Genomic DNA, 19,393 nt, shown 5'->3' with positions numbered 1-19,393 from the left:
TAAACATAAAGTTAATTCCTTACAGATTCCGGGTTGATCTCTCTCCCGGTGAAGCGCAATATGCGGCGGCCGTCACAGATCCAGCATTATCCGTGAGGCCTGTCGTCATTTTTAAGAGGAACACAACATGTGGAAGAAACCTGCTTTTATCGATTTACGTCTCGGTCTGGAAGTGACGCTGTACATTTCTAACCGTTAATCGCCCCGCCCGCCGTTCGCGCGGGCACCTTCATTCATTACCCGGTCCGTCTTCATGTTCATTAAAGTCCTCGGCTCCGCCGCCGGCGGCGGTTTCCCGCAATGGAACTGCAACTGCGCCAACTGTCAGGGTCTGCGCAACGGCACCATTCAGGCCAGTGCCCGCACCCAGTCGTCGATCATCGTCAGCGATAACGGCAAAGAGTGGGTGCTGTGCAATGCCTCGCCGGATATCAGCCAGCAGATTGCCCATACCCCCGAGTTAAATAAACCCGGCGTACTGCGCGGGACGTCTATCGGCGGCATTATTCTCACCGACAGCCAGATCGACCACACCACCGGGTTGCTGAGCCTGCGCGAAGGCTGCCCGCACCAGGTGTGGTGCACGCCGGAGGTTCATGAGGATCTCTCCACCGGCTTCCCGGTGTTTACCATGCTGCGACACTGGAACGGCGGCCTGGTGCATCATCCCATTGCGCCGCAGCAGCCTTTTACCGTTGACGCCTGCCCTGATTTGCAGTTTACCGCCGTGCCTATCGCCAGCAACGCGCCGCCCTATTCGCCGTATCGCGACCGGCCGCTGCCGGGCCATAACGTGGCGCTGTTTATCGAAAACCGCCGCAACGGGCAGACGCTGTTCTATGCCCCGGGGCTGGGTGAGCCGGATGAAGCCCTTCTGCCGTGGCTGCAAAAAGCGGACTGTCTGCTGATCGATGGCACCGTCTGGCAGGATGACGAGCTGCAGGCCGCCGGCGTCGGGCGCAATACCGGCCGTGATATGGGACACCTGGCGCTCAGCGATGAGCACGGGATGATGGCCCTGCTGGCCTCTCTGCCGGCAAAACGCAAAATTCTCATTCATATTAATAACACCAACCCGATCCTTAACGAGCTGTCTCCCCAGCGCCAGGCGCTAAAACAACAGGGGATTGAAGTGAGCTGGGACGGGATGGCAATCACCCTTCAGGATACCGCATGCTGATCACCGACACGCTGTCGCCGCAGGCCTTTGAAGAGGCTCTGCGGGCTAAAGGCGCCTTCTACCATATTCACCACCCTTACCACATCGCCATGCATAACGGCGAAGCGACCCGCGAGCAAATTCAGGGTTGGGTGGCGAACCGGTTTTATTACCAGACCACCATTCCGCTGAAAGACGCGGCGATTATGGCTAACTGCCCGGATGCGCAGACCCGGCGCAAATGGGTGCAGCGGATCCTCGACCACGACGGTAGCCACGGCGAAGATGGCGGGATTGAAGCCTGGCTGCGGCTGGGGGAAGCAGTCGGTTTGAGCCGCGACGACCTGCTCAGCGAGCGTCACGTGCTGCCCGGCGTGCGCTTCGCGGTGGATGCCTATCTTAATTTCGCTCGTCGCGCCTACTGGCAGGAGGCGGCCTGCAGCTCCCTGACCGAGCTGTTCGCCCCACAGATCCATCAGTCGCGCCTCGACAGCTGGCCGCAGCACTATCCGTGGATCAAAGAGGAAGGCTATTTTTACTTCCGCAGTCGTCTGAGCCAGGCTAACCGCGACGTTGAGCACGGTCTGGCGCTGGCGAAGACCTACTGTGACAGCGCTGAAAAACAGAACCGGATGCTGGAGATCCTGCAGTTTAAGCTCGACATCCTGTGGTCGATGCTCGATGCCATGACCATGGCCTACGCTCTGCAGCGCCCGCCCTATCACACGGTCACCGACAAGGCGGCCTGGCACACGACCCGACTGGTGTAATCATGCAAAAAACGTCCATCGTTGCCTTTCGTCGCGGCTACCGACTGCAGTGGGAAGCCGCCCAGGAGAGCCATGTGATCCTCTATCCGGAGGGAATGGCTAAACTCAATGAGACCGCCGCGGCGATCCTCGAGCTGGTCGATGGCCGGCGCGACGTTGCGGCGATTATCGCCATGCTTAACGAACGTTTCCCGGAAGCCGGCGGCGTCGATGACGACGTCGTCGAGTTCCTGCAGATCGCCTGTCAACAGAAGTGGATCACCTGCCGTGAGCCAGAATAAACCCGCCGTCAATCCGCCGCTGTGGCTGCTGGCGGAGCTGACCTACCGCTGCCCGCTGCAGTGTCCCTACTGTTCCAATCCGCTGGACTTCGCCCGGCAGGAAAAGGAGCTGACCACCGAACAATGGATCGAGGTCTTTCGCCAGGCGCGAGCGATGGGCAGCGTACAGCTGGGCTTTTCCGGCGGCGAGCCGCTGACCCGTAAAGATCTGCCGGAGCTGATCCGCGCCGCGCGCGACCTCGGGTTCTATACCAACCTGATCACCTCGGGAATTGGGCTAACCGAGAGCAAACTCGACGCCTTCAGCGAGGCCGGACTGGACCATATCCAGATTAGCTTCCAGGCCAGCGATGAGGTGCTCAACGCCGCTCTCGCCGGCAATAAAAAAGCCTTCCAGCAGAAGCTGGCGATGGCCAGAGCGGTAAAAGCGCGCGACTACCCGATGGTGCTGAACTTCGTCCTCCACCGGCACAACATCGACCAGCTCGATAAAATTATCGAGCTGTGCATTGAGCTGGAGGCCGATGACGTCGAGCTCGCCACCTGCCAGTTTTACGGCTGGGCGTTTCTTAATCGCGAGGGGTTACTGCCGACCCGGGAACAGATCGCCCGCGCCGAGCAGGTGGTCGCCGATTACCGGCAGAAAATGGCCGCCAGCGGTAACCTCACCAACCTGCTGTTCGTCACCCCGGACTATTACGAGGAACGCCCGAAAGGCTGTATGGGCGGCTGGGGATCGATTTTCCTCAGCGTCACTCCGGAAGGCACTGCGTTGCCGTGCCACAGCGCGCGCCAGCTGCCGGTGGCGTTCCCGTCGGTGCTGGAGCAGAGTCTGGAATCGATCTGGTATGACTCGTTCGGCTTCAACCGTTATCGCGGGTATGACTGGATGCCGGAGCCGTGCCGCTCCTGTGATGAAAAAGAGAAAGACTTCGGCGGCTGCCGCTGTCAGGCCTTTATGCTGACCGGCAGCGCCGATAACGCCGACCCGGTGTGCAGCAAATCCCCACATCATCACAAAATCCTTGAGGCCCGGCGCGAAGCGGCCTGCAGCGACATCAAAGTCAGCCAGCTGCAGTTCCGCAACCGTACCCGCTCGCAGCTTATCTACAAAACCCGGGAACTGTAATGACGCTGGCGACCCGCACTGTCACTCTGCCGGGCGGCCTGCAGGCTACCCTGGTTCATCAGCCGCAGGCCGATCGCGCGGCGGCCCTGGTGCGGGTTGCCGCCGGCAGCCACCATGAACCGTCGTGCTTCCCCGGTCTGGCGCACCTGCTGGAACACCTGCTGTTTTACGGCGGTGAGCGCTACCGCAATGATGAACGGCTGATGAGCTGGGTGCAGCGCCAGGCAGGGAATGTGAATGCCACCACCCTGTCCCGCCACAGCGCGTTCTTTTTCGAGGTCGCCGCCGAGGGCCTGGCTGACGGCGTCGCGCGCCTGCAGGAGATGCTGCAGGCGCCGCTGCTGCTCAGGGACGATATTCAACGCGAAGTCGCGGTTATCGACGCCGAAAACCGCCTGATCCAACAGCATGAGTTGTCGCGACGGGAAGCCGCCGTGCGTCACGCCGCCATCGCGCCCGCGGCGTTTCGCCGCTTTCAGGTCGGCGACGCCGGGTCGCTGGGGGAGGATTTCCTCGCGCTACAGGCGGCCTTACGTGACTTTCACCGCAGCCACTACGTCGCCCGCCGGATGCAACTCTGGCTGCAGGGGCCGCAGTCGCTGGAGGTGCTCGGCGAACTGGCGACCCGTTTCGCCACCGGGCTTGCCCCGGGCGAGGCACCGCCGCCAGCGCCGCCGCTCACTCTGGGCGAGCCCCCTCAACTGCAGCTGGCCGTCTCCAGCCAGCCCGCGCTGTGGCGCTGCCCGCTGATCGCCTTAAGTGACAATGTCACGTTACTGCGCGAGTTTTTGCTGGATGAAGCCCCCGGTAGCCTGATGGCCGGCCTGCGCCAGCGCGGGATGGCCGAGGACGTGGCGCTGAACTGGCTGTATCAGGATCAGCACTTCGGCTGGCTGGCGCTGATTTTCGCCAGCGACCGGCCGGAACAGGTCGACCGGCAGATAACCCACTGGTTGCAGGCGCTACAGCAGACGACGCCTGAGCAGCAGCAACACTACTATCAGCTGTCCCGGCGCCGTTTTCAGGCGCTATCGCCTCTCGATCAGCTGCGCCAGCGGGCATTCGGCTTTGCCCCCGGGGCGCCGCCCACCAGGTTCGCCGATTTTTGCGCCGCCCTGCTGGCCGCCCCCACGGTCAGCCTGGTCTGCCAGACGCAGCCCCCCGGAGCAACGGTAGCCACCCAGGGCTTTAGCCTGCCGCTCAGTCGCTGGTCGCCACGTCCGGTCTCTGACCCGGCGCTGGCATTCGCTTTTTATCCGCAGGCCGCTGGCGAGCTCGTGGCCGAAAGCCCGGCGGAAGCCGCGCCACTGCGTCACCTCCCGTCACCGGAAGAGCCGCCGACGCTCCTGCTGCGACCGCCCTTCTACTGCTCGCCCACGCCGGCCGAAGGGCTGGCGCGCAGGGAACAGCTGCGTCCATTGCTTGCCGCCCTGCGCCATGCCGGGGGACACGGCGAGTGGCATCTGTTCGACGGTAGCTGGCAGCTGATCCTGCAGTTGCCTGCGTTCGGCCAACGGCCGGAGGCGATTCTGCAGGCCATCGTGCGGCATCTCGCGCTCCCGGTCGCCCCGCTGCCCCCACCGCCGGAGAGTATTGCGATCCGTCATCTCATGGCCCAGCTCCCCGAACGGCTGGGTACGTCAGCGCACCAGGAAGGTTGGTTGGCGGCCCTGATTGGCGGCAGCGCGAAAGATGCGCAGTGGGTAGCGCGTCAGCTGAGCCGGCTTACCGTCCCGGTTAATCCGCCGATGCCCGCTCCGGCCCCCTGCCGCGGCGGCGTCGAGCGGCTGGCTTATCCCCGGGGCGACACGGCGCTACTGGTCTTTCTTCCGCTGCCGGAAGGCGCTTCATTGGCGGCCCTGCGGGTGCTGGCGCAGTTCTGCGAGCCGCCGTTTTTCCAGCGCCTGCGGGTGGAGCAGCAGATAGGCTATGTGGTGAGCTGCCGCTATCAGCGCGTTGCCGATCGCGATGGGCTGCTGATGGCGCTCCAGTCCCCGGAACGCCGTCCCGGAGAACTCCTCCGCTGCTGTAAAACCTTTCTGCGCCAGCTGGACCCCATGGATGAGGCGACCTTCAGGTTGTTACAGCAGCGGCTGGCCGCTCAGGCCCGCTCCCGGGTACCGCCGAAGGTGCGCGCCCTGGACGCGCTGCGCCAGGAGTATAACTTGCCGGGGGTGACGCCGCAGGCGGCTGACGCGCTGCGCGTTGAAGAGGTGGTCGCCCTGTGGCGTGAGATGACCCGCCGGCGTCGTCGCTGGCGAGTGCTGTTCACGACAGGGAGTTAATGGCCGTGGGCATCCGGGGTCAGAAAGTCGCTGACGAAGCGGGTGAGGATCGCCGCGGCCTGCGGGCTCTCCTGGACCTCGTCGTGTAACTGTTGTGGGTCGATGCCTTCCGCCTGCAGCACCGCCTCCCGGTAGCGGATCAGCGAGCGGGCAATCGGCGCGGTGAATTCCGGGTGAAACTGCGTGGAGACCGCCTGCGGCCCGTAGCGCACAATCTGGTGGGGATCGTGGGAGGATGCGGCCAGCACGGTAGCCCCCTCCGGCAAACGGGTCACGGTTTGCAAATGGCTCAAATGCGCGGGGAATGTCGCTGGCAGGCCGCTCAGCAGCGGGTCATCGACACCCCACGGCGAAAGCGCAATCGTTTTGCTGCCGCTTTCCCGCCCGGCAGGATGGTAAGCCACCTCACCGCCCAGCGCATGGGCCATCAGTTGATGACCATAGCAGACGCCGAACAGCGGCATGCCGATAGCCACCGCCTGACGGATCCAGTCGGCGGTCCGTTCGCTCCATGCCAGGCGATCGGACACCATTGCCCACGAACCGGTGAGAACCGCCACGGTCTGGCGATCCGGCGCCGGCAGCGGTTCATCTTCAAAGACCCGCACCGCGGTCAGCTGCGCCTGCCACGGCGCCAGCAGCGTACGGAACCAGTGCGGCAGATCGCCATGCTCCTCGCGGATGGCTGCCGGCGGCGTGCCGGTCTGAACCAGCAATAATCGGTTACGTGTCACCCTTCCTCCTCGCTCCGGGTCATGTTCCTGCCATCACTATGCCGCCCGGAAAGCCGCGGGACAAATAACCAATATCTATGAACGATGCGCGTCCGGAATAAGTCCAGCCGCTTACTGGGCATCGGCGCTGTCACGCTGCGGCACGTCAGCCGCCGCGGATGACGCCTGCTGCGGAACAAAGATGTGGTCCAGAATGGCGCGCGCCGTCGGTCCGGCCACCACCCCATCCCCGCCGCCGTTCTCCAGGATCAGCGCCATCGCCACCTTCGGATGCTGATAAGGGGCAAACAGGGTATAGAAGATATGGTCGCGCAGACGCACCGGGATCATTTTGGCGTTATAGGTCTGGTTTTGCTTCAGGCTGAACACCTGCGAGGTGCCGGACTTCGCCGCGATCTGGTACGGCGCGGTATGGAACAGCTTGTAGCCGGTGCCGTTGGGCAGATTCGCCATCCCATACATGCCGTTGCGCACAATGCCCCAGTACGGCGATTTCGGATCGCCCACCTGCGGCAGGTTCGCCGGCTGCTGATAACGTTCCACATGGTTGCCCTGCTTCATCGAATAGAGCAGATGCGGATCCTGCACCTTGCCATTATTCAGCAGGGTGGTGAGCGCCTTCACCATCTGAATGGGCGTGGCGATCCAGTACCCCTGGCCGATGCCGACCGAGATGGTGTCCCCCTGATACCAGGGCTTTTTATGCACCCGCTGTTTCCACTCCCGGCTGGGCAGTACGCCGGCATACTCCTCATTAAGGTCGATGCCGGTGGACTGGCCGTAACCAAACTTGCTCAGCCACTCATGGATCCGGTCAATGCCCATCTCGAAAGCGACCTGATAGAAAAAGGTGTCAGCCGACTCTTCGATGGCTTTGGTCACGTTGAGCATCCCGTGGCCGGTCTTCAGCCAGTCGCGGTAGCGGCGTTGCGTGCCCGGCAGCGTCCACGTCGGCGCGCCGAAGAAGGTGGTGTTCGGGGTGATGACCCCTGCGGAGAGCGCCGACAGCGCCATATAGGGCTTCACCGTCGAGGCCGGGGGATACAGCCCCTGGGTGACGCGGTTGATCAGCGGCCGGTCCGGATTATCGAGCAGCGATTTATAGGCCTGATAGCCAATGCCTTTGACGAACGGATTAGGATCGTAGCTGGGGCTGGAGACCATCGCCAGCACGCCGCCATCCCGGGGATCGACCACCACCACCGCCGCGCGCTGCCCCTTCAGCACCGACTCAATATACTGCTGCAGGTGCAGGTCGAGGGTCAGATAGAGGTTTTTCCCGGCCACCGGCGGTACCTCTTTCAGCAGACGCACCACCCGGCCGTGGTTATCGACCTCCACTTCCTGATAGCCAGTGGTGCCGTGGAGTGCTTTTTCGTAATAGCCCTCGATCCCCTGCTTGCCGATATTGTGGTCGGCAGCATAGTTCTCCTCTTCGCCGTCTTTCGCCAGCCGCTGCAGGTCGTTGTCGTTAATTTTCGACACATAGCCCACCACGTGCGCCAGCTCGGCGCCGTACGGGTATTCGCGCTGCTGATAGCTCTCCACCGTCACGCCGGGGAAACGGAATTCGTTAACCGCGAAGCGCGCCACCTCCACGTCGCTGAGGTCGGACTTCAGCGTCACCGCTTTATAGCGGCTGTTGTGGTGCATATCGTCGCGGAAGCTGGCGATGTCATCCGGCGTCAGGTCGACGATCGGCGTCAGGCTTTGCAGCAGCGCGGCCATATCGGGAATTTTGCTCGGGATCACCTGCAGGCGATACAGGGTAATGTTCTGCACCAGCGGAATGCCATTGCGATCGAATATCAGCCCGCGGCTGGGGGCGATGGGCAGCATCTTAATGTCGTTCTGGTTCGATCGGGTCTGGTAGAAATCATGCTGCTCCACCTGCAGATGGTAGAGGTTGGCGATCAGCACGCCAAAGCAGACCACCACCAGCAGAAAAGCGATTGCGGCCCGGCGGATAAACAGCATCTCTTCCGCGGAGTGGTCGCGAATTTCATCTCTCAAAAGGGGCATTAGCGGTACATCACCTGAATCACAAGAAAAGCCAACAGCGTAACGGCCGGGAAGCATAGCCTTATCGCGGCGCCAGCCCTACTGAAAGGTTGCTAATGATCTGGCAGAAATGTTTCAGCATGTTAGAGCGTGGGAAGCCTTTCTGTGCAGGAGAAAGGCATCAGAGTGCGAGGTTAGCCAGCAACGGGGACGGCTGGCATCTGTTTACATGATCAACCCGCTTATTTTCTGGCCTCAAAAGCGATCTTAACCGCCATTCCCGCCAGTACCGTCGCCATCAGCCAGCGTTGAAATTGTTGCCAGCCCGGCCGCCGACCAAGAAATAACGCCACCTGCCCGGCCAGCAAGATAATCATGCCGTTCACCGCCACGCTGATGATCACCTGGGTACAGCCTAATATTAACGACTGACTGAGCACGCTGCCGAGTCCGGGAGTGATAAACTGCGGCAGCAGGGACAGATACAGGATGGCAACTTTGGGGTTCGCCAGGCTGGTGAGGAATCCCATCAGAAACAGCTTACGCCCACTGTCCGCGGGTAAGTCGCGCACCGCAAATATCGGCCGCCCTCCCGGTTTGATCGCCTGCCACGCCAGATAGAGCAAATAAGCGACCCCGCATAAACGCAAGGCATCGTAGGCGTATGGAACCGCGAAAACCAACGCGGTGATGCCGAAAGCGGCACACAACATATAGAAGAAAAATCCCACGGCCACGCCGGCAAGGGAGATAAAGCCAGCGCGTTTTCCCTGGCAAATCGAACGCGAAGTGAGATACATCATGTTGGGGCCTGGGGTTAACACCAACCCCAGCGCCACCGCGGCAAAGGCCATTAATGAAGCGAATTCAGGCATAACTTATCTCCAGCTATCGGTAATGCCCAGGCGCGCGGCGACGTCGACCATGCTCCCCGACAGTATTCTGTCTTCAGCGCCAGTCACATGGTGCCTAAGTATTAGCTTATTCTGTGTCCGCCAACAACCCCCGTACCGAACATTCGTTACGCTCGCGCAACGGACAGCCCTCATCCTTTTCTCGCAGGAAAATTGTCATATCTCAAACAATTAGCAATCCGGCTCCCTGATTGACGCAGATCGTTTCCTTTGCCGTCTCGTTACGTCTATGGTTAATGGTGAGGTTTATACTAACCGCCAGGTCTACCTGGTCATATAAGGGGATGTTTACCCTTCGTTGAACGGAATTAGCTATTAAATCTGTAGACTCATTCAAATATCGCTTATTGGTAGCAGTGTATATCGTAATGGCATTCACAAAAGCAAACGGAGCCTGATATGAGCACGTCTAACGACCCATCCAACAACGCATCCGCCGGAAAGTGCCCTTTCCACGCCGAGACGCCAAAACAGAGCGCCGGCAGCGGCACCGGCAACCGCGACTGGTGGCCTAACCAGCTGCGTGTCGATCTGCTGAACCAGCACTCCAGTCGTTCCAACCCGTTGGGTGAGGATTTTAACTACAGGGAAGAGTTTAAAAAGCTCGACTACTCCGCGCTGAAAGCTGACCTCAGAGCGTTGCTGACCGACTCGCAAGAGTGGTGGCCGGCAGACTGGGGTAGCTATATTGGCTTGTTTATTCGCATGGCCTGGCACGGCGCCGGCACCTACCGCACCGTTGACGGTCGCGGCGGCGCAGGCCGTGGGCAGCAGCGCTTTGCGCCGCTGAACTCCTGGCCAGACAACGTCAGTCTCGATAAAGCCCGTCGTCTGCTGTGGCCAGTAAAACAGAAATATGGCCAGAAAATCTCCTGGGCCGACCTTTACATGCTGGCGGGTAACGTCGCTCTGGAAAACGCCGGCTTCCGCACCTTTGGCTTTGGCGCCGGTCGTGAAGATGTCTGGGAACCGGATCTGGACGTCGACTGGGGCGATGAGAAAGAGTGGCTGGCCCACCGTCACCCGGAAAGCCTGGCGAAACAGGCCATCGGCGCCACCGAAATGGGGCTGATCTACGTCAACCCGGAAGGACCGAACGCCAGCGGCGAGCCGCTGTCCGCCGCGGCAGCCATTCGCGCCACCTTCGGCAATATGGCGATGGACGATGAAGAGATTGTCGCCCTGATCGCTGGCGGCCACACGCTGGGCAAAACCCACGGCGCCGCCGAAACCAGCCACGTCGGCGCCGAGCCGGAAGCCGCCCCACTGGAAGCGCAGGGTCTGGGCTGGCACTCCAGCTACGGCAGCGGCGCAGGTGCGGATGCCATCACCTCCGGTCTGGAAGTGGTCTGGACGCAGACGCCCACCCAGTGGAGCAACTACTTCTTCGAGAACCTGTTTAAATATGAATGGGTGCAGACCCGCAGCCCGGCTGGCGCTATCCAGTTCGAAGCCAAAGACGCGCCGGAAATTATCCCGGATCCGTTTAATCCGGGGAAAAAGCGCAAACCGACCATGCTGGTCACCGACCTGACCCTGCGCTTCGACCCGGAGTTTGAAAAGATCTCCCGCCGCTTCCTCAACGACCCGCAGGCCTTTAACGAGGCGTTTGCCCGGGCGTGGTTCAAGCTGACCCATCGCGATATGGGGCCAAAATCCCGTTACCTCGGTCCGGAAGTGCCGAAAGAAGATCTGATTTGGCAGGATCCGCTGCCGGCAGCGACTCATCAGCCGAGCGCTGAGGATATCGCCAGCCTGAAAACCGCCATCGCCGGTGCCGGCCTGTCGGTGAGTGAGCTGGTCTCGGTCGCCTGGGCTTCCGCCTCCACCTTCCGCGGCGGCGATAAGCGCGGCGGCGCCAACGGCGCACGCCTGGCCCTCGCTCCGCAGAAAGACTGGCCGGTCAATGCTATCGCCAGCCGGGTGCTGCCGACTCTGCAGGCGATCCAGCGCGCCTCCGGCAAAGCGTCGTTAGCCGATATCATCGTGCTGGCTGGCGTGGTCGGCGTTGAGCAGGCGGCCGCTGCCGCCGGCGTCAGCGTTAACGTGCCGTTTACCCCAGGCCGCGTCGACGCCCTGCCTGAGCAGACCGACGTCGAGTCGTTTGACCTGCTGCAGCCGCTGGCGGATGGCTTCCGCAACTATCGCCGTATCGAAGGCGGTGTCTCGACGGAAACGCTGCTGATCGATAAAGCCCAGCAGCTCACGCTAACCGCCCCGGAAATGACAGTGCTGGTCGGTGGCTTGCGCGTACTGGGCGCGAACTACGACGGCAGCAAACACGGGGTGTTCACCGACCGCGTCGGCGTGCTCAGCAATGACTTCTTCGTCAACCTGCTGGATATGGCCACCGTCTGGAAAGCGGCCGATGACCACGCGGAGCTGTTTACCGGCAGCGACCGTAAAACCGGCGAGGCGAAGTACAGCGCCACCCGCGTGGATCTGGTGTTTGGTTCCAACTCTGTACTGCGCGCGCTGGCGGAAGTATACGCCTGCGCCGACGGGCAGCAGAAGCTGGTGCATGACTTCGTCGCCGCCTGGACTAAGGTGATGAATCTCGACCGCTTCGACCTGTAATCTCCCCGCCCCGGCACCCGCCGGGGCGTTTTGCTTATACCGCCCGCGGCAACTGTTGCAGGCGACTCCGCGTACGCTGAATATCCTCCAGTTCCACCCCGGCCACCAGCGTCTCCAGATCGCAGCAGGTTACCAGCAGCAGGCGGATCTGCTTTTCATACAGCACATCGATCACGTTGATAAAGCGCTGCTGGGCCGCTTGCCCCACCGTAGCCAGCGGCGGCACCTCATCCAGTAACCAGACCGTATAGCTTTCGCTGAGCGTCAGATAGTCCATCACCGCCGTGGCGGCCTGACAGAGTTGGGCAAAGGTGAAGTGGAGCTGAGTGGATGACGCCGTGGCAGCCAGCAGGGTGCGATAACCTACCGTCAGCGAAACCGGTTCGGCAGGCAGCGACGGCAGATCATACAGCTGACGCTGTTGTGCATTCGGATTAACCCACATCCGCCCGCTGCAGAAGGCATTATCGACGCTCAGATGACGCTGGCGATAATCCTCCTCACCGTTCAGCGCGACGACCGCCAGGTGGGCGCGGATCAGCGCGATCGACGGTAAAAAGCGATCGTGATACAGCGGATTGGGCAGCAGCATCTCCGGCGGATAGTTTGACGTCGCCAACAGCACAATACCGCGCTGAAAGAGATGCGCCAGTAAGACCTTGATCAGCATCGCGTCGCCAGGGTCGTGAAGATGAAATTCGTCGAAGCACAGCAGGCGACAGCCGGAAGTCATCTGCCTCATCACCGCCTGCAGGTCGGGCGCGCCGGGGGCATTCAGCCTCTGATGTAGCTCGCGGAAGAAGTGATGAAAATGGACCCGCCGCCGGGCGGCGAGCGGCAGGCTGGCAAAAAAGTGGTCGAGGATAAAACTTTTCCCCCGCCCGGTCCGCCCCCAGACGTACACCCCCTGCGGCGTACCCGCCGCGGACAACAGTTGCTGGCCCAAAGCATCCAGGCGAGCGATCAGCGACAACTGATCGTCATCGAGCGTCAGACGCGCCCGCGCCGCCTGCTCGGCCATCACACGGGTAAAGCGAAACTCAGTCGCCATCTCTGGCTGATCTGAATACGACGCCATACATCCCTCTTTTAACATTTTTATAACCTCCTGCGAGGAGGCCATTCTAGCCGCTTTCCTGCGGGTTGGCGAATCGCACAACGGGAAATACCGTCCGCGGTGATTTACTTCAATTCTTCGCCTGGCATGCGGTAAAAACCAGCATGAATCTCATTTTTCATGGTGTACCGCGATATCTTGCGCTAAAGATTGCAGCTAACGCGTAGGATTAAAAATTTAAAACTATTAACAATCAATTAACATTAGCAGGCAAACCATTCATCCTGAGGAATACAACACCATGTCTACCACCCAGGTTCTCGGCGGCGCGCCTTATGCCTCGCCAGGACAACCGCACGCCAGCTTAACCGGACGCATTGATGCGCTGCCCGCCTCCTTCGGTTTATGGTCGTTTATCACCCTGCTCTCCCTCGGTGGCTTCTTCGAGCTCTACGACCTGTTCCAGACCGGGTATATCAGCGCAGGGCTGCTGGCCGACGGGATTTTTCACACCGGGCAGGCGGGGATATTCGGGATTGCCGATCAGGCGGCTTTTGCCTCCGCCACCTTTATGGGGCTGTTTATTGGCGCCAGTCTGTTGGCGCCGCTGGCGGACAGGCTGGGGCGCCGTCTGACGTTTATGGTGGCGCTCGCCTGGTACGGCCTCTTTTCGCTGCTGATGGCGACGCAGAGTAGCGCGGAAGGGGTGATCTTTTTCCGCTTTCTGGTGGGGATCGGCCTCGGTATTGAGCTGGTGACTATTGATACCTATCTCAGCGAATGGATGCCAACCCATCTGCGCAATAAAGCGTTTGCTTTCGCTTTCTTCATCCAGTTCCTGTCGGTTCCGGCGGTGGCGCTGATGTCCTGGATGCTGGTGCCAACCACCCTCTTCGGCCTCAGCGGCTGGCGCTGGGTGATCATCTTTGGCGCGCTGTTCTCGCTGGCGATCTGGTTTATCCGCAAAAAGCTGCCGGAGTCAGCGCGCTGGCTGGAAAGCAAAGGGCGGCATGATGACGCGCATGCGGTGATGAGTGAGATGGAAGCCCGCTGTGGCGTGACGCCGTCGCCGAAGCATGCGCATGCGGCACAGAGCGTCGTCAAACGCGGCACCTTCCGCGAAATCTGGGCGCCGCAGTATCGGCAGCGCACCCTGATGCTAATGGTGATGAACTTCTTCCAGGCGATCGGCTTCTTCGGCTTTGGCAACTGGCTGCCGGCGCTGCTCTCCGGTCAGGGGGCCAGCATCACTCACAGTCTGCTGTACGCCTTCTTTATCACCCTCGCCTATCCGCTGGGCTGCCTGTTCTGCACCCGCTTCGTGCATCGCTTTGAGAACAAGTGGCAAATTGTCCTCTCCGCGCTGATGACTGTCATCTTCGGGCCCCTGTTCGCCCTGCAAAACAGCCCGATTCTGCTGGTGATCTGCGGGTTTATGATCACCTGGTCCAACGCCTGGCTGACCATCAGCTACCACGCCTACCAGGCCGAGGTCTTCCCGACCCATATTCGCGCCCGCGCCGTCGGCTTCTGCTACTCGTTCAGCCGGCTCTCCACCGCGGTGACCAGCATCCTGATCGGCATTATTCTGCAATACGCCGGCACGCCGGGGGTGATTAGCTTTATCATCGTCAGTATGCTGATGGTGATGCTGTCGGTAGGGATCTTCGGCCCCAGAACGCGGGGCATTCGACTGGAGAATATCTGAGGTTGTCGCAGGGACTGGCCTCAGCCAAAAATCCCCTGCGCCTCGGCGAAGCATTTTTCCGCCAGGGTTGATACCGGCTCCTGCTGGCGCATAATCAGCGCCAGCTGTGAATCGACCTGGGTTTCGGCGATCGGCAGAATGTCAAGATTATCGCTCAGCGCTTCGAGGCCGTTGTTGAGCGGCATAATCGCGCAGCAGATCCCCGCCTGCACCGCCTGGATAATCTGAAACGTCGAATCGCTTTCAAAAACATACTTCGGCGTTAGCCCTTTAGCCTTAAAGCTGATTTCAATGGATTCCCGGTAGTACATTCCCTTGGTCAGAAAACCGAGGGGCAACGTCGCCAGCGCCTCCCACCCCGGCGTCGCACCGCTGAAGTCGAAATGGCGTTTATCATGCAGGAGCCCCATCCGGGTTTGCGGCAACCGGGCAATCTTGAACTGACCTTCATCCAGATGCTGCAGATAACAGATCCCCAGATCCAACTGGTTACGGCTGACGCCATCGATAATCTGCTCCGAGGTCATCGACAGCAGGCTGAACTGCAGCGCCGGGTATTTCTCCGCCAGCGGTTTAATCAGCTGCATCGGGTTCAGGCTCGCCAGCGGCACCATGCCGACCCGCAGCTGACCGACCATCTGCCCGCGACAGATCGCCGCCTCTGCCGCCAGACCATCATGGGCAGCCAGCACCGCCCGCGCCCAGGCCAGGATCCGCTCACCTTCTGGGGTAAACCCCTCAAAGCGCTGGCCGCGCTGAATAAGCGTCAGGTTCAGCTCCTCTTCCAGATTACGAATGCGCATGGAGAGGGTCGGCTGAGTAATATGGCAGGCCGCCGCCGCCTGGCCAAAATGGCGCGTCTGATCGAGCGCGATCAAATACTTGAGTTGCTTAATATCCATTCTCTTTCCCGTTTGAACCCCGCCGTTCACCCCCGGGGCCGCGCACAGGTTACCAGAATGTTAGTTTCAGTAGCGATAAATTCAAGCGAGGATATCACGAGGTGCTGTGGGGCGCAGGACGGCGCGATGCCGCCCTGCGCCCTGCTTTTTAGCGTACGCCGGCCAGCGGACGGATCTCTTTCGAGCGCAGCGTCAGACGAACGGGAACCGACTTATATGAAGGGGTGCCGCTCTCTTCATCCAGATAGTTCAGCGGCACCAGCACGTTGGCTTCCGGATAATAGGCCCCGACGGTGCCGGGCGCGATGCCGTAGGCTACCACCGTGATATCTTCCAGCGTCAGCTCGCTGTCTGGCAGCGCGGTATGAATATCTACCCGATCGCCATGTTCCAGCCCCTGGGCAGCCATGTCCTGTTCATTCATAAACAGCACGTCGCGGCGGCCAAAAACACCGCGGTAGCGGTCATCCATCGCGTAGATGGTGGTGTTGTACTGATCATGACTGCGCAGCGTCACTAAGCGCATCACATCTTCGCCCTCCACCACCACGTTCTCATGCACCCCTTTGAAGACGGAGAACATCGCTTTACCGGTGGCCGTTGGCCAGATGCGCTCGGTCGGCGGTAGCGGCATGCGGAAGCCTCCGGGATGACGAATACGCTGGTTATACTCCTCGAACCCCGGAATGGTCTGTTCGATCAGATCGCGAATGCGGTCGTAATCTTCCACCAGATACAGCCAGTCCACTTTGCTGGCCGGCAGAGTGGCCTTCGCCAGACCGGCGACAATCGCCGGCTCCGAGCGCAGCGTCGGCGAGGCGGGCTTAAGCTTGCCTGAGGAAGCATGCACCATCGACATCGAATCCTCGACGGTGATCGACTGCCGGCCGCTGGCCTGCAGGTCAAGCTCGGTGCGGCCCAGACACGGTAGAATAAAGGTCTCTTTCGCCGTCAGCAGGTGCGAGCGGTTGAGCTTGGTGCCGACGTGAACGCTAAGCTCAAGGCCGCGCATCGCCGGGAAAGCGCGTTCGTGATCCGGCATCGCCACAGCGAAGTTGCCCCCGAGGCAAATCAGGGCTTTGGCGTCGCCGGCGATCATGGCCTCCAGGGCCTTCACCGCATCGTGACCATGATGCCGCGGCGGCGTAATCCCCATCACCCGCTGCAGGCTGTCGAGGAAGGCCGCAGAGGGTTTTTCACTGATCCCGACGGTGCGGTTTCCCTGCACGTTTGAGTGGCCGCGCAGCGGACAGATGCCAGCGCCCGGCTTGCCGATGTTGCCGCGCATCAGCAGCAGGTCGGCAATCAGACGGACGTTGGAAGTGCCTTTATTATGCTGGGTAATACCCATGCCGTAGGTGACGATGGTGGCCCTGGATTTGGCGTAAGCCACGGCGACCTGGGTCAGGGATTCGCGCGTCAGGCCGGACTCCTGTTCGATATCCTGCCAGCGGGTGGCATGCAGATCCTCGGCGAAGGCAGAGAATCCCTGGGTATGCTGGGTAATAAACGCGTGGTCGAGCACATTGCCCTGCTCCTCCTCCAGCTGCAGCAGCGCTTTGGCGATCCCTTTCAGCGCCGCCGCGTCGCCGCCGGCCCGCACCTGGTAGTAGGTCGAAGCGATCGGCGTCGAGCGCCGGGTCGCCATCTCCATCACGTTCTGCGGGTCGGCAAAACGCTCCAGCGCCCGCTCACGCAGCGGATTGAAAACGATAATCGGCACGCCGCGGCGGGAAAGCTCATGCAGGGTGCCCATCATCCGTGGGTGGTTGGTGCCCGGATTATGGCCGATGGAGATCACCAGCTCGGTCTGGTCAAAATCGTCGAGGGAGACGGTGCCTTTGCCAATCCCGATCGACTGCGGCAGGCCCACGCTGGTGGATTCGTGGCACATGTTGGAGCAGTCGGGGAAGTTGTTGGTGCCATACTCGCGGGCGTACAGTTGGAACAGCCACGCTGCCTCATTGGACGCCCGGCCAGAGGTATAGAACTCGACCTCATCAGGCTGCAGGCCGCGAAGGATCTCGCCGATGCGAGCGAAGGCCTGCTCCCACACCACCGGACGCAGGGTATCGCTGGCGCGGTCGTAGACTAAAGGATGGGTTAAGCGGCCGTAGCCTTCCAGTTCAAAATCGCTCTTCGCCAGCAGGGAGGTCACAGTGTTGGCTGCGAGGAACTCGGGCGTCACTCGTTTGGTGGTCGCCTCCCAGGTCACGGCTTTGGCGCCATTTTCGCAAAACTGAAAAGTGGATTTATGCTCTTTATCCGGCCAGGCGCAGCCCGGGCAGTCAAACCCATCCGGCTGGTTAGTTCGCAGCAGCGTGGCGGGCGCTTCGAAAGCATCCATCTGGGTACGCACAGCGATGGCCGTGGCCTTCAGCGCGCCCCACCCGCCTGCCGGGCCATCATAGGGGTGAACACCGGGCACCGCGCGTCTTTTATTGGTCATCTTTTAACTCCTGCTGCTCTGTTCTGGCCGCCGCAGCCTGAAAAAAGGCGTACGACGGCCCCGGGCGACGTGGCGTGGTTAGCACGGCGTCACCTGATTAGGATGCGGTTTCTCAAGGATAGTACGATGGGAAAGCGTAGGTACTGCGTTTGTTAACTGAATAATAACATACACAACAAATCTGTATAATTGATGTTATCTATCAGGTGTTAAATTTAACTTATTTGCAAATTTTCGCGGTTATCGTCGCTGTGCGCTGACGGATAAAAGACCCACGGGAAAGCGATGACCGGGCAGCGGAAACCGCCCGGTGGGTCTGATTCAGGTCAGATTGAAGTAACGGTCCGGACGCAGCGTTTCCGGCAGCGGATGCTGACCGGTCATGTCGAGCAGATTGCGCTCAATGGTATTGCACATGGCGTTCAGCGGCAGATCATTGGCGGCGGTACCGAAAGGATCTTCCAGCTCTTCCGCCAGCGAATCCCACGACAAAAAGGTGTAGGAGATAAACACCGAGACAAACGGCGTCATGTAGTGCAGATCGCCGACCAGCGCGAACGGCAGCAGCGTGCAGAACAGGTACACGGTGCGCTGCAGGATCAGGGTATAGGCGAATGGCACCGGGGTGGTCGCCAGCCTTTCACAACCGCCCAGCACGTGCGCCAGCTCATCGAGTTTGTTGTCCATCAGCCCGTAGGTGATGTCGCTGAGCTTGCCCGCCTCCCGCAGCTGGCCAATTTCGTTGCCGACCAGCAGCAGGATCCGGTTGGTGGGCATTGAGCTGGCGAGGATCTCCGCCACCTTGTCATCCGGCAGCAGCCGCCGCAGGTCAGCCGTCGGATCGGTTTTGCGCAGCTGGTGCTTCAGGCTCCAGCTAAAGGCCACCAGATAGCTGACGATGCGGCGATGGACATCGTGTTCGGCCGGCAGGATATTGCGCAACTGGCGTACCAGCGTACGTTCGGCGATAAGCACCGTCCCCCACAGATTGCGCGCTTCGACGAACCGGCTGTAGCTGGCGCTGTTGCGAAAGCCGAGAAAAATCGCAATCGCAATCCCCAGCAGGCTGAACGGCGCCACCGTTAAGTGGATCCCCAGCTGCTCGTACCATTGATAGCTGATAATGGCGATGATGGACATCAGCACATTAAGCAGCAGACGAAAGATGATTTTCGACAGCACGGAGCCGTGCCAGTCAAATAAGCGAAGAAACCAGTGTTGTTCTGGCCGAATGATCATTGTCTGACTTCCTGAATTACCGCTCTGGTCATTATCTCTGAATAAAGAATAGAGATTATCTATGAACCGATTGGTTTATTTTATCGTTAACTGCGATGGGCAGATCTTCGCCATTATTTAGCGATGGTAATGGCGTTTTTAGTATGGGCCTTTTTTATATTTCAGGCAATCGATGCGCGGGCGCGTTA

Annotated in this window: 15 protein-coding genes and 1 riboswitch; of the genes, 8 read left to right on the top strand and 7 right to left on the bottom strand. The window is 60.6% G+C overall.

Going from position 1 to position 19,393, the window contains the following annotated elements:
* Nucleotides 1-127: 127 nt before the first annotated feature.
* Genes pqqA through pqqF form a run of 6 tightly spaced genes read left to right on the top strand, consistent with a single transcriptional unit; the run spans nt 128 to nt 5,624 of the window.
* Entirely contained in the window at nt 128-199 is a 72-nt protein-coding gene (gene pqqA, locus R0140_RS12885; protein ID WP_002905689.1) for a pyrroloquinoline quinone precursor peptide PqqA, read from the top strand.
* 54 nt (nt 200-253) lie between these two features.
* Entirely contained in the window at nt 254-1,180 is a 927-nt protein-coding gene (gene pqqB / locus R0140_RS12880) for a pyrroloquinoline quinone biosynthesis protein PqqB (protein WP_046619946.1), read from the top strand.
* Nucleotides 1,174-1,929: a pyrroloquinoline-quinone synthase PqqC gene (gene pqqC, locus R0140_RS12875; protein ID WP_032740555.1), complete on the top strand. Its 756-nt coding sequence runs from the start codon at nt 1,174-1,176 to the stop codon at nt 1,927-1,929. Before pqqB ends, pqqC begins: the two co-directional genes overlap by 7 nt.
* Before the next feature lie 2 nt (nt 1,930-1,931).
* Complete coding sequence (gene pqqD / locus R0140_RS12870; protein WP_008804779.1) at nt 1,932-2,210, top strand: pyrroloquinoline quinone biosynthesis peptide chaperone PqqD; 279 nt, start codon at nt 1,932-1,934, stop codon at nt 2,208-2,210.
* Nucleotides 2,197-3,339 (top strand): pyrroloquinoline quinone biosynthesis protein PqqE, encoded by a 1,143-nt coding sequence (gene pqqE, locus R0140_RS12865; protein ID WP_008804778.1) that lies wholly within the window; start codon nt 2,197-2,199, stop codon nt 3,337-3,339. The genes pqqD and pqqE overlap by 14 nt, the downstream gene beginning before the upstream one ends.
* A complete protein-coding gene (gene pqqF, locus R0140_RS12860) occupies nt 3,339-5,624 on the top strand; it encodes a pyrroloquinoline quinone biosynthesis protein PqqF (RefSeq protein ID WP_317704042.1) in 2,286 nt (761 codons plus the stop codon). Before pqqE ends, pqqF begins: the two co-directional genes overlap by 1 nt.
* Here pqqF and R0140_RS12855 read toward each other — a convergent pair.
* The 3 genes from R0140_RS12855 to R0140_RS12845 form a co-directional block, all read right to left on the bottom strand.
* Entirely contained in the window at nt 5,621-6,358 is a 738-nt protein-coding gene (locus tag R0140_RS12855; RefSeq protein WP_110233873.1) for a glutamine amidotransferase, read from the bottom strand. The genes pqqF and R0140_RS12855 overlap by 4 nt on opposite strands.
* Before the next feature lie 111 nt (nt 6,359-6,469).
* Nucleotides 6,470-8,380, bottom strand: coding sequence for a penicillin-binding protein 2 (gene mrdA / locus R0140_RS12850; RefSeq protein WP_016161111.1), 1,911 nt, complete (start codon nt 8,378-8,380; stop codon nt 6,470-6,472).
* A 221-nt stretch (nt 8,381-8,601) separates the two neighbouring features.
* Entirely contained in the window at nt 8,602-9,234 is a 633-nt protein-coding gene (locus R0140_RS12845; protein WP_004898401.1) for a LysE family translocator, read from the bottom strand.
* Nucleotides 9,235-9,251: 17 nt separating this feature from the next.
* Nucleotides 9,252-9,331: riboswitch (ZMP/ZTP riboswitch) on the bottom strand.
* 341 nt (nt 9,332-9,672) lie between these two features.
* On the opposite strand from R0140_RS12845, the gene katG reads away from it, so the two are divergent.
* Nucleotides 9,673-11,850: a catalase/peroxidase HPI gene (katG, locus tag R0140_RS12840; protein ID WP_012541632.1), complete on the top strand. Its 2,178-nt coding sequence runs from the start codon at nt 9,673-9,675 to the stop codon at nt 11,848-11,850.
* 34 nt (nt 11,851-11,884) lie between these two features.
* On the opposite strand, the gene zapE is transcribed toward katG, so the two are convergent.
* Nucleotides 11,885-12,946: a cell division protein ZapE gene (gene zapE, locus R0140_RS12835; protein WP_411555541.1), complete on the bottom strand. Its 1,062-nt coding sequence runs from the start codon at nt 12,944-12,946 to the stop codon at nt 11,885-11,887.
* A 262-nt stretch (nt 12,947-13,208) separates the two neighbouring features.
* On the opposite strand from zapE, the gene R0140_RS12830 reads away from it, so the two are divergent.
* Entirely contained in the window at nt 13,209-14,615 is a 1,407-nt protein-coding gene (locus R0140_RS12830) for an MFS transporter (RefSeq protein ID WP_317704041.1), read from the top strand.
* A 20-nt stretch (nt 14,616-14,635) separates the two neighbouring features.
* Here the strand turns inward: R0140_RS12830 and R0140_RS12825 are convergent, their stop codons facing one another.
* The 3 genes from R0140_RS12825 to R0140_RS12815 all read right to left on the bottom strand — a co-directional run bounded on the left by R0140_RS12825 (nt 14,636) and on the right by R0140_RS12815 (nt 19,205).
* Nucleotides 14,636-15,517, bottom strand: a complete 882-nt coding sequence (locus R0140_RS12825) for a LysR family transcriptional regulator (protein ID WP_038422603.1) — start codon at nt 15,515-15,517, stop codon at nt 14,636-14,638.
* 148 nt (nt 15,518-15,665) lie between these two features.
* Nucleotides 15,666-17,966, bottom strand: a complete 2,301-nt coding sequence (locus R0140_RS12820) for an FdhF/YdeP family oxidoreductase (RefSeq protein WP_110185015.1) — start codon at nt 17,964-17,966, stop codon at nt 15,666-15,668.
* Nucleotides 17,967-18,287: 321 nt separating this feature from the next.
* On the bottom strand, nt 18,288-19,205 hold the full coding sequence (locus R0140_RS12815; protein WP_012968132.1) for a bestrophin family protein: 918 nt from the start codon (nt 19,203-19,205) through the stop codon (nt 18,288-18,290).
* Nucleotides 19,206-19,393: the final 188 nt, after the last annotated feature.

Origin of the sequence: Klebsiella sp. w6 (assembly GCF_033100215.1) — a bacterium.
GTDB classification, from domain to species: domain Bacteria; phylum Pseudomonadota; class Gammaproteobacteria; order Enterobacterales; family Enterobacteriaceae; genus Klebsiella; species Klebsiella variicola.
The sequence above is the reverse complement of the archived record's forward strand: the minus strand, read 5'-3'. Positions and strand labels throughout refer to the sequence as shown.

Excerpts from the sequence above, each read along its gene's own strand:
- pqqB (WP_046619946.1), top strand. The coding sequence starts at position 254 with ATGTTCATTAAAGTCCTCGGCTCCGCCGCCGGCGGCGGTTTCCCGCAA.
- pqqC (WP_032740555.1), top strand. The coding sequence starts at position 1,174 with ATGCTGATCACCGACACGCTGTCGCCGCAGGCCTTTGAAGAGGCTCTG.
- pqqD (WP_008804779.1), top strand. The coding sequence starts at position 1,932 with ATGCAAAAAACGTCCATCGTTGCCTTTCGTCGCGGCTACCGACTGCAG.
- pqqF (WP_317704042.1), top strand. The coding sequence starts at position 3,339 with ATGACGCTGGCGACCCGCACTGTCACTCTGCCGGGCGGCCTGCAGGCT.
- mrdA (WP_016161111.1), bottom strand. The coding sequence starts at position 8,380 with ATGCCCCTTTTGAGAGATGAAATTCGCGACCACTCCGCGGAAGAGATG.
- R0140_RS12845 (WP_004898401.1), bottom strand. The coding sequence starts at position 9,234 with ATGCCTGAATTCGCTTCATTAATGGCCTTTGCCGCGGTGGCGCTGGGG.
- katG (WP_012541632.1), top strand. The coding sequence starts at position 9,673 with ATGAGCACGTCTAACGACCCATCCAACAACGCATCCGCCGGAAAGTGC.
- zapE (WP_411555541.1), bottom strand. The coding sequence starts at position 12,946 with ATGTTAAAAGAGGGATGTATGGCGTCGTATTCAGATCAGCCAGAGATG.
- R0140_RS12830 (WP_317704041.1), top strand. The coding sequence starts at position 13,209 with ATGTCTACCACCCAGGTTCTCGGCGGCGCGCCTTATGCCTCGCCAGGA.
- R0140_RS12825 (WP_038422603.1), bottom strand. The coding sequence starts at position 15,517 with ATGGATATTAAGCAACTCAAGTATTTGATCGCGCTCGATCAGACGCGC.
- R0140_RS12820 (WP_110185015.1), bottom strand. The coding sequence starts at position 17,966 with ATGACCAATAAAAGACGCGCGGTGCCCGGTGTTCACCCCTATGATGGC.
- R0140_RS12815 (WP_012968132.1), bottom strand. The coding sequence starts at position 19,205 with ATGATCATTCGGCCAGAACAACACTGGTTTCTTCGCTTATTTGACTGG.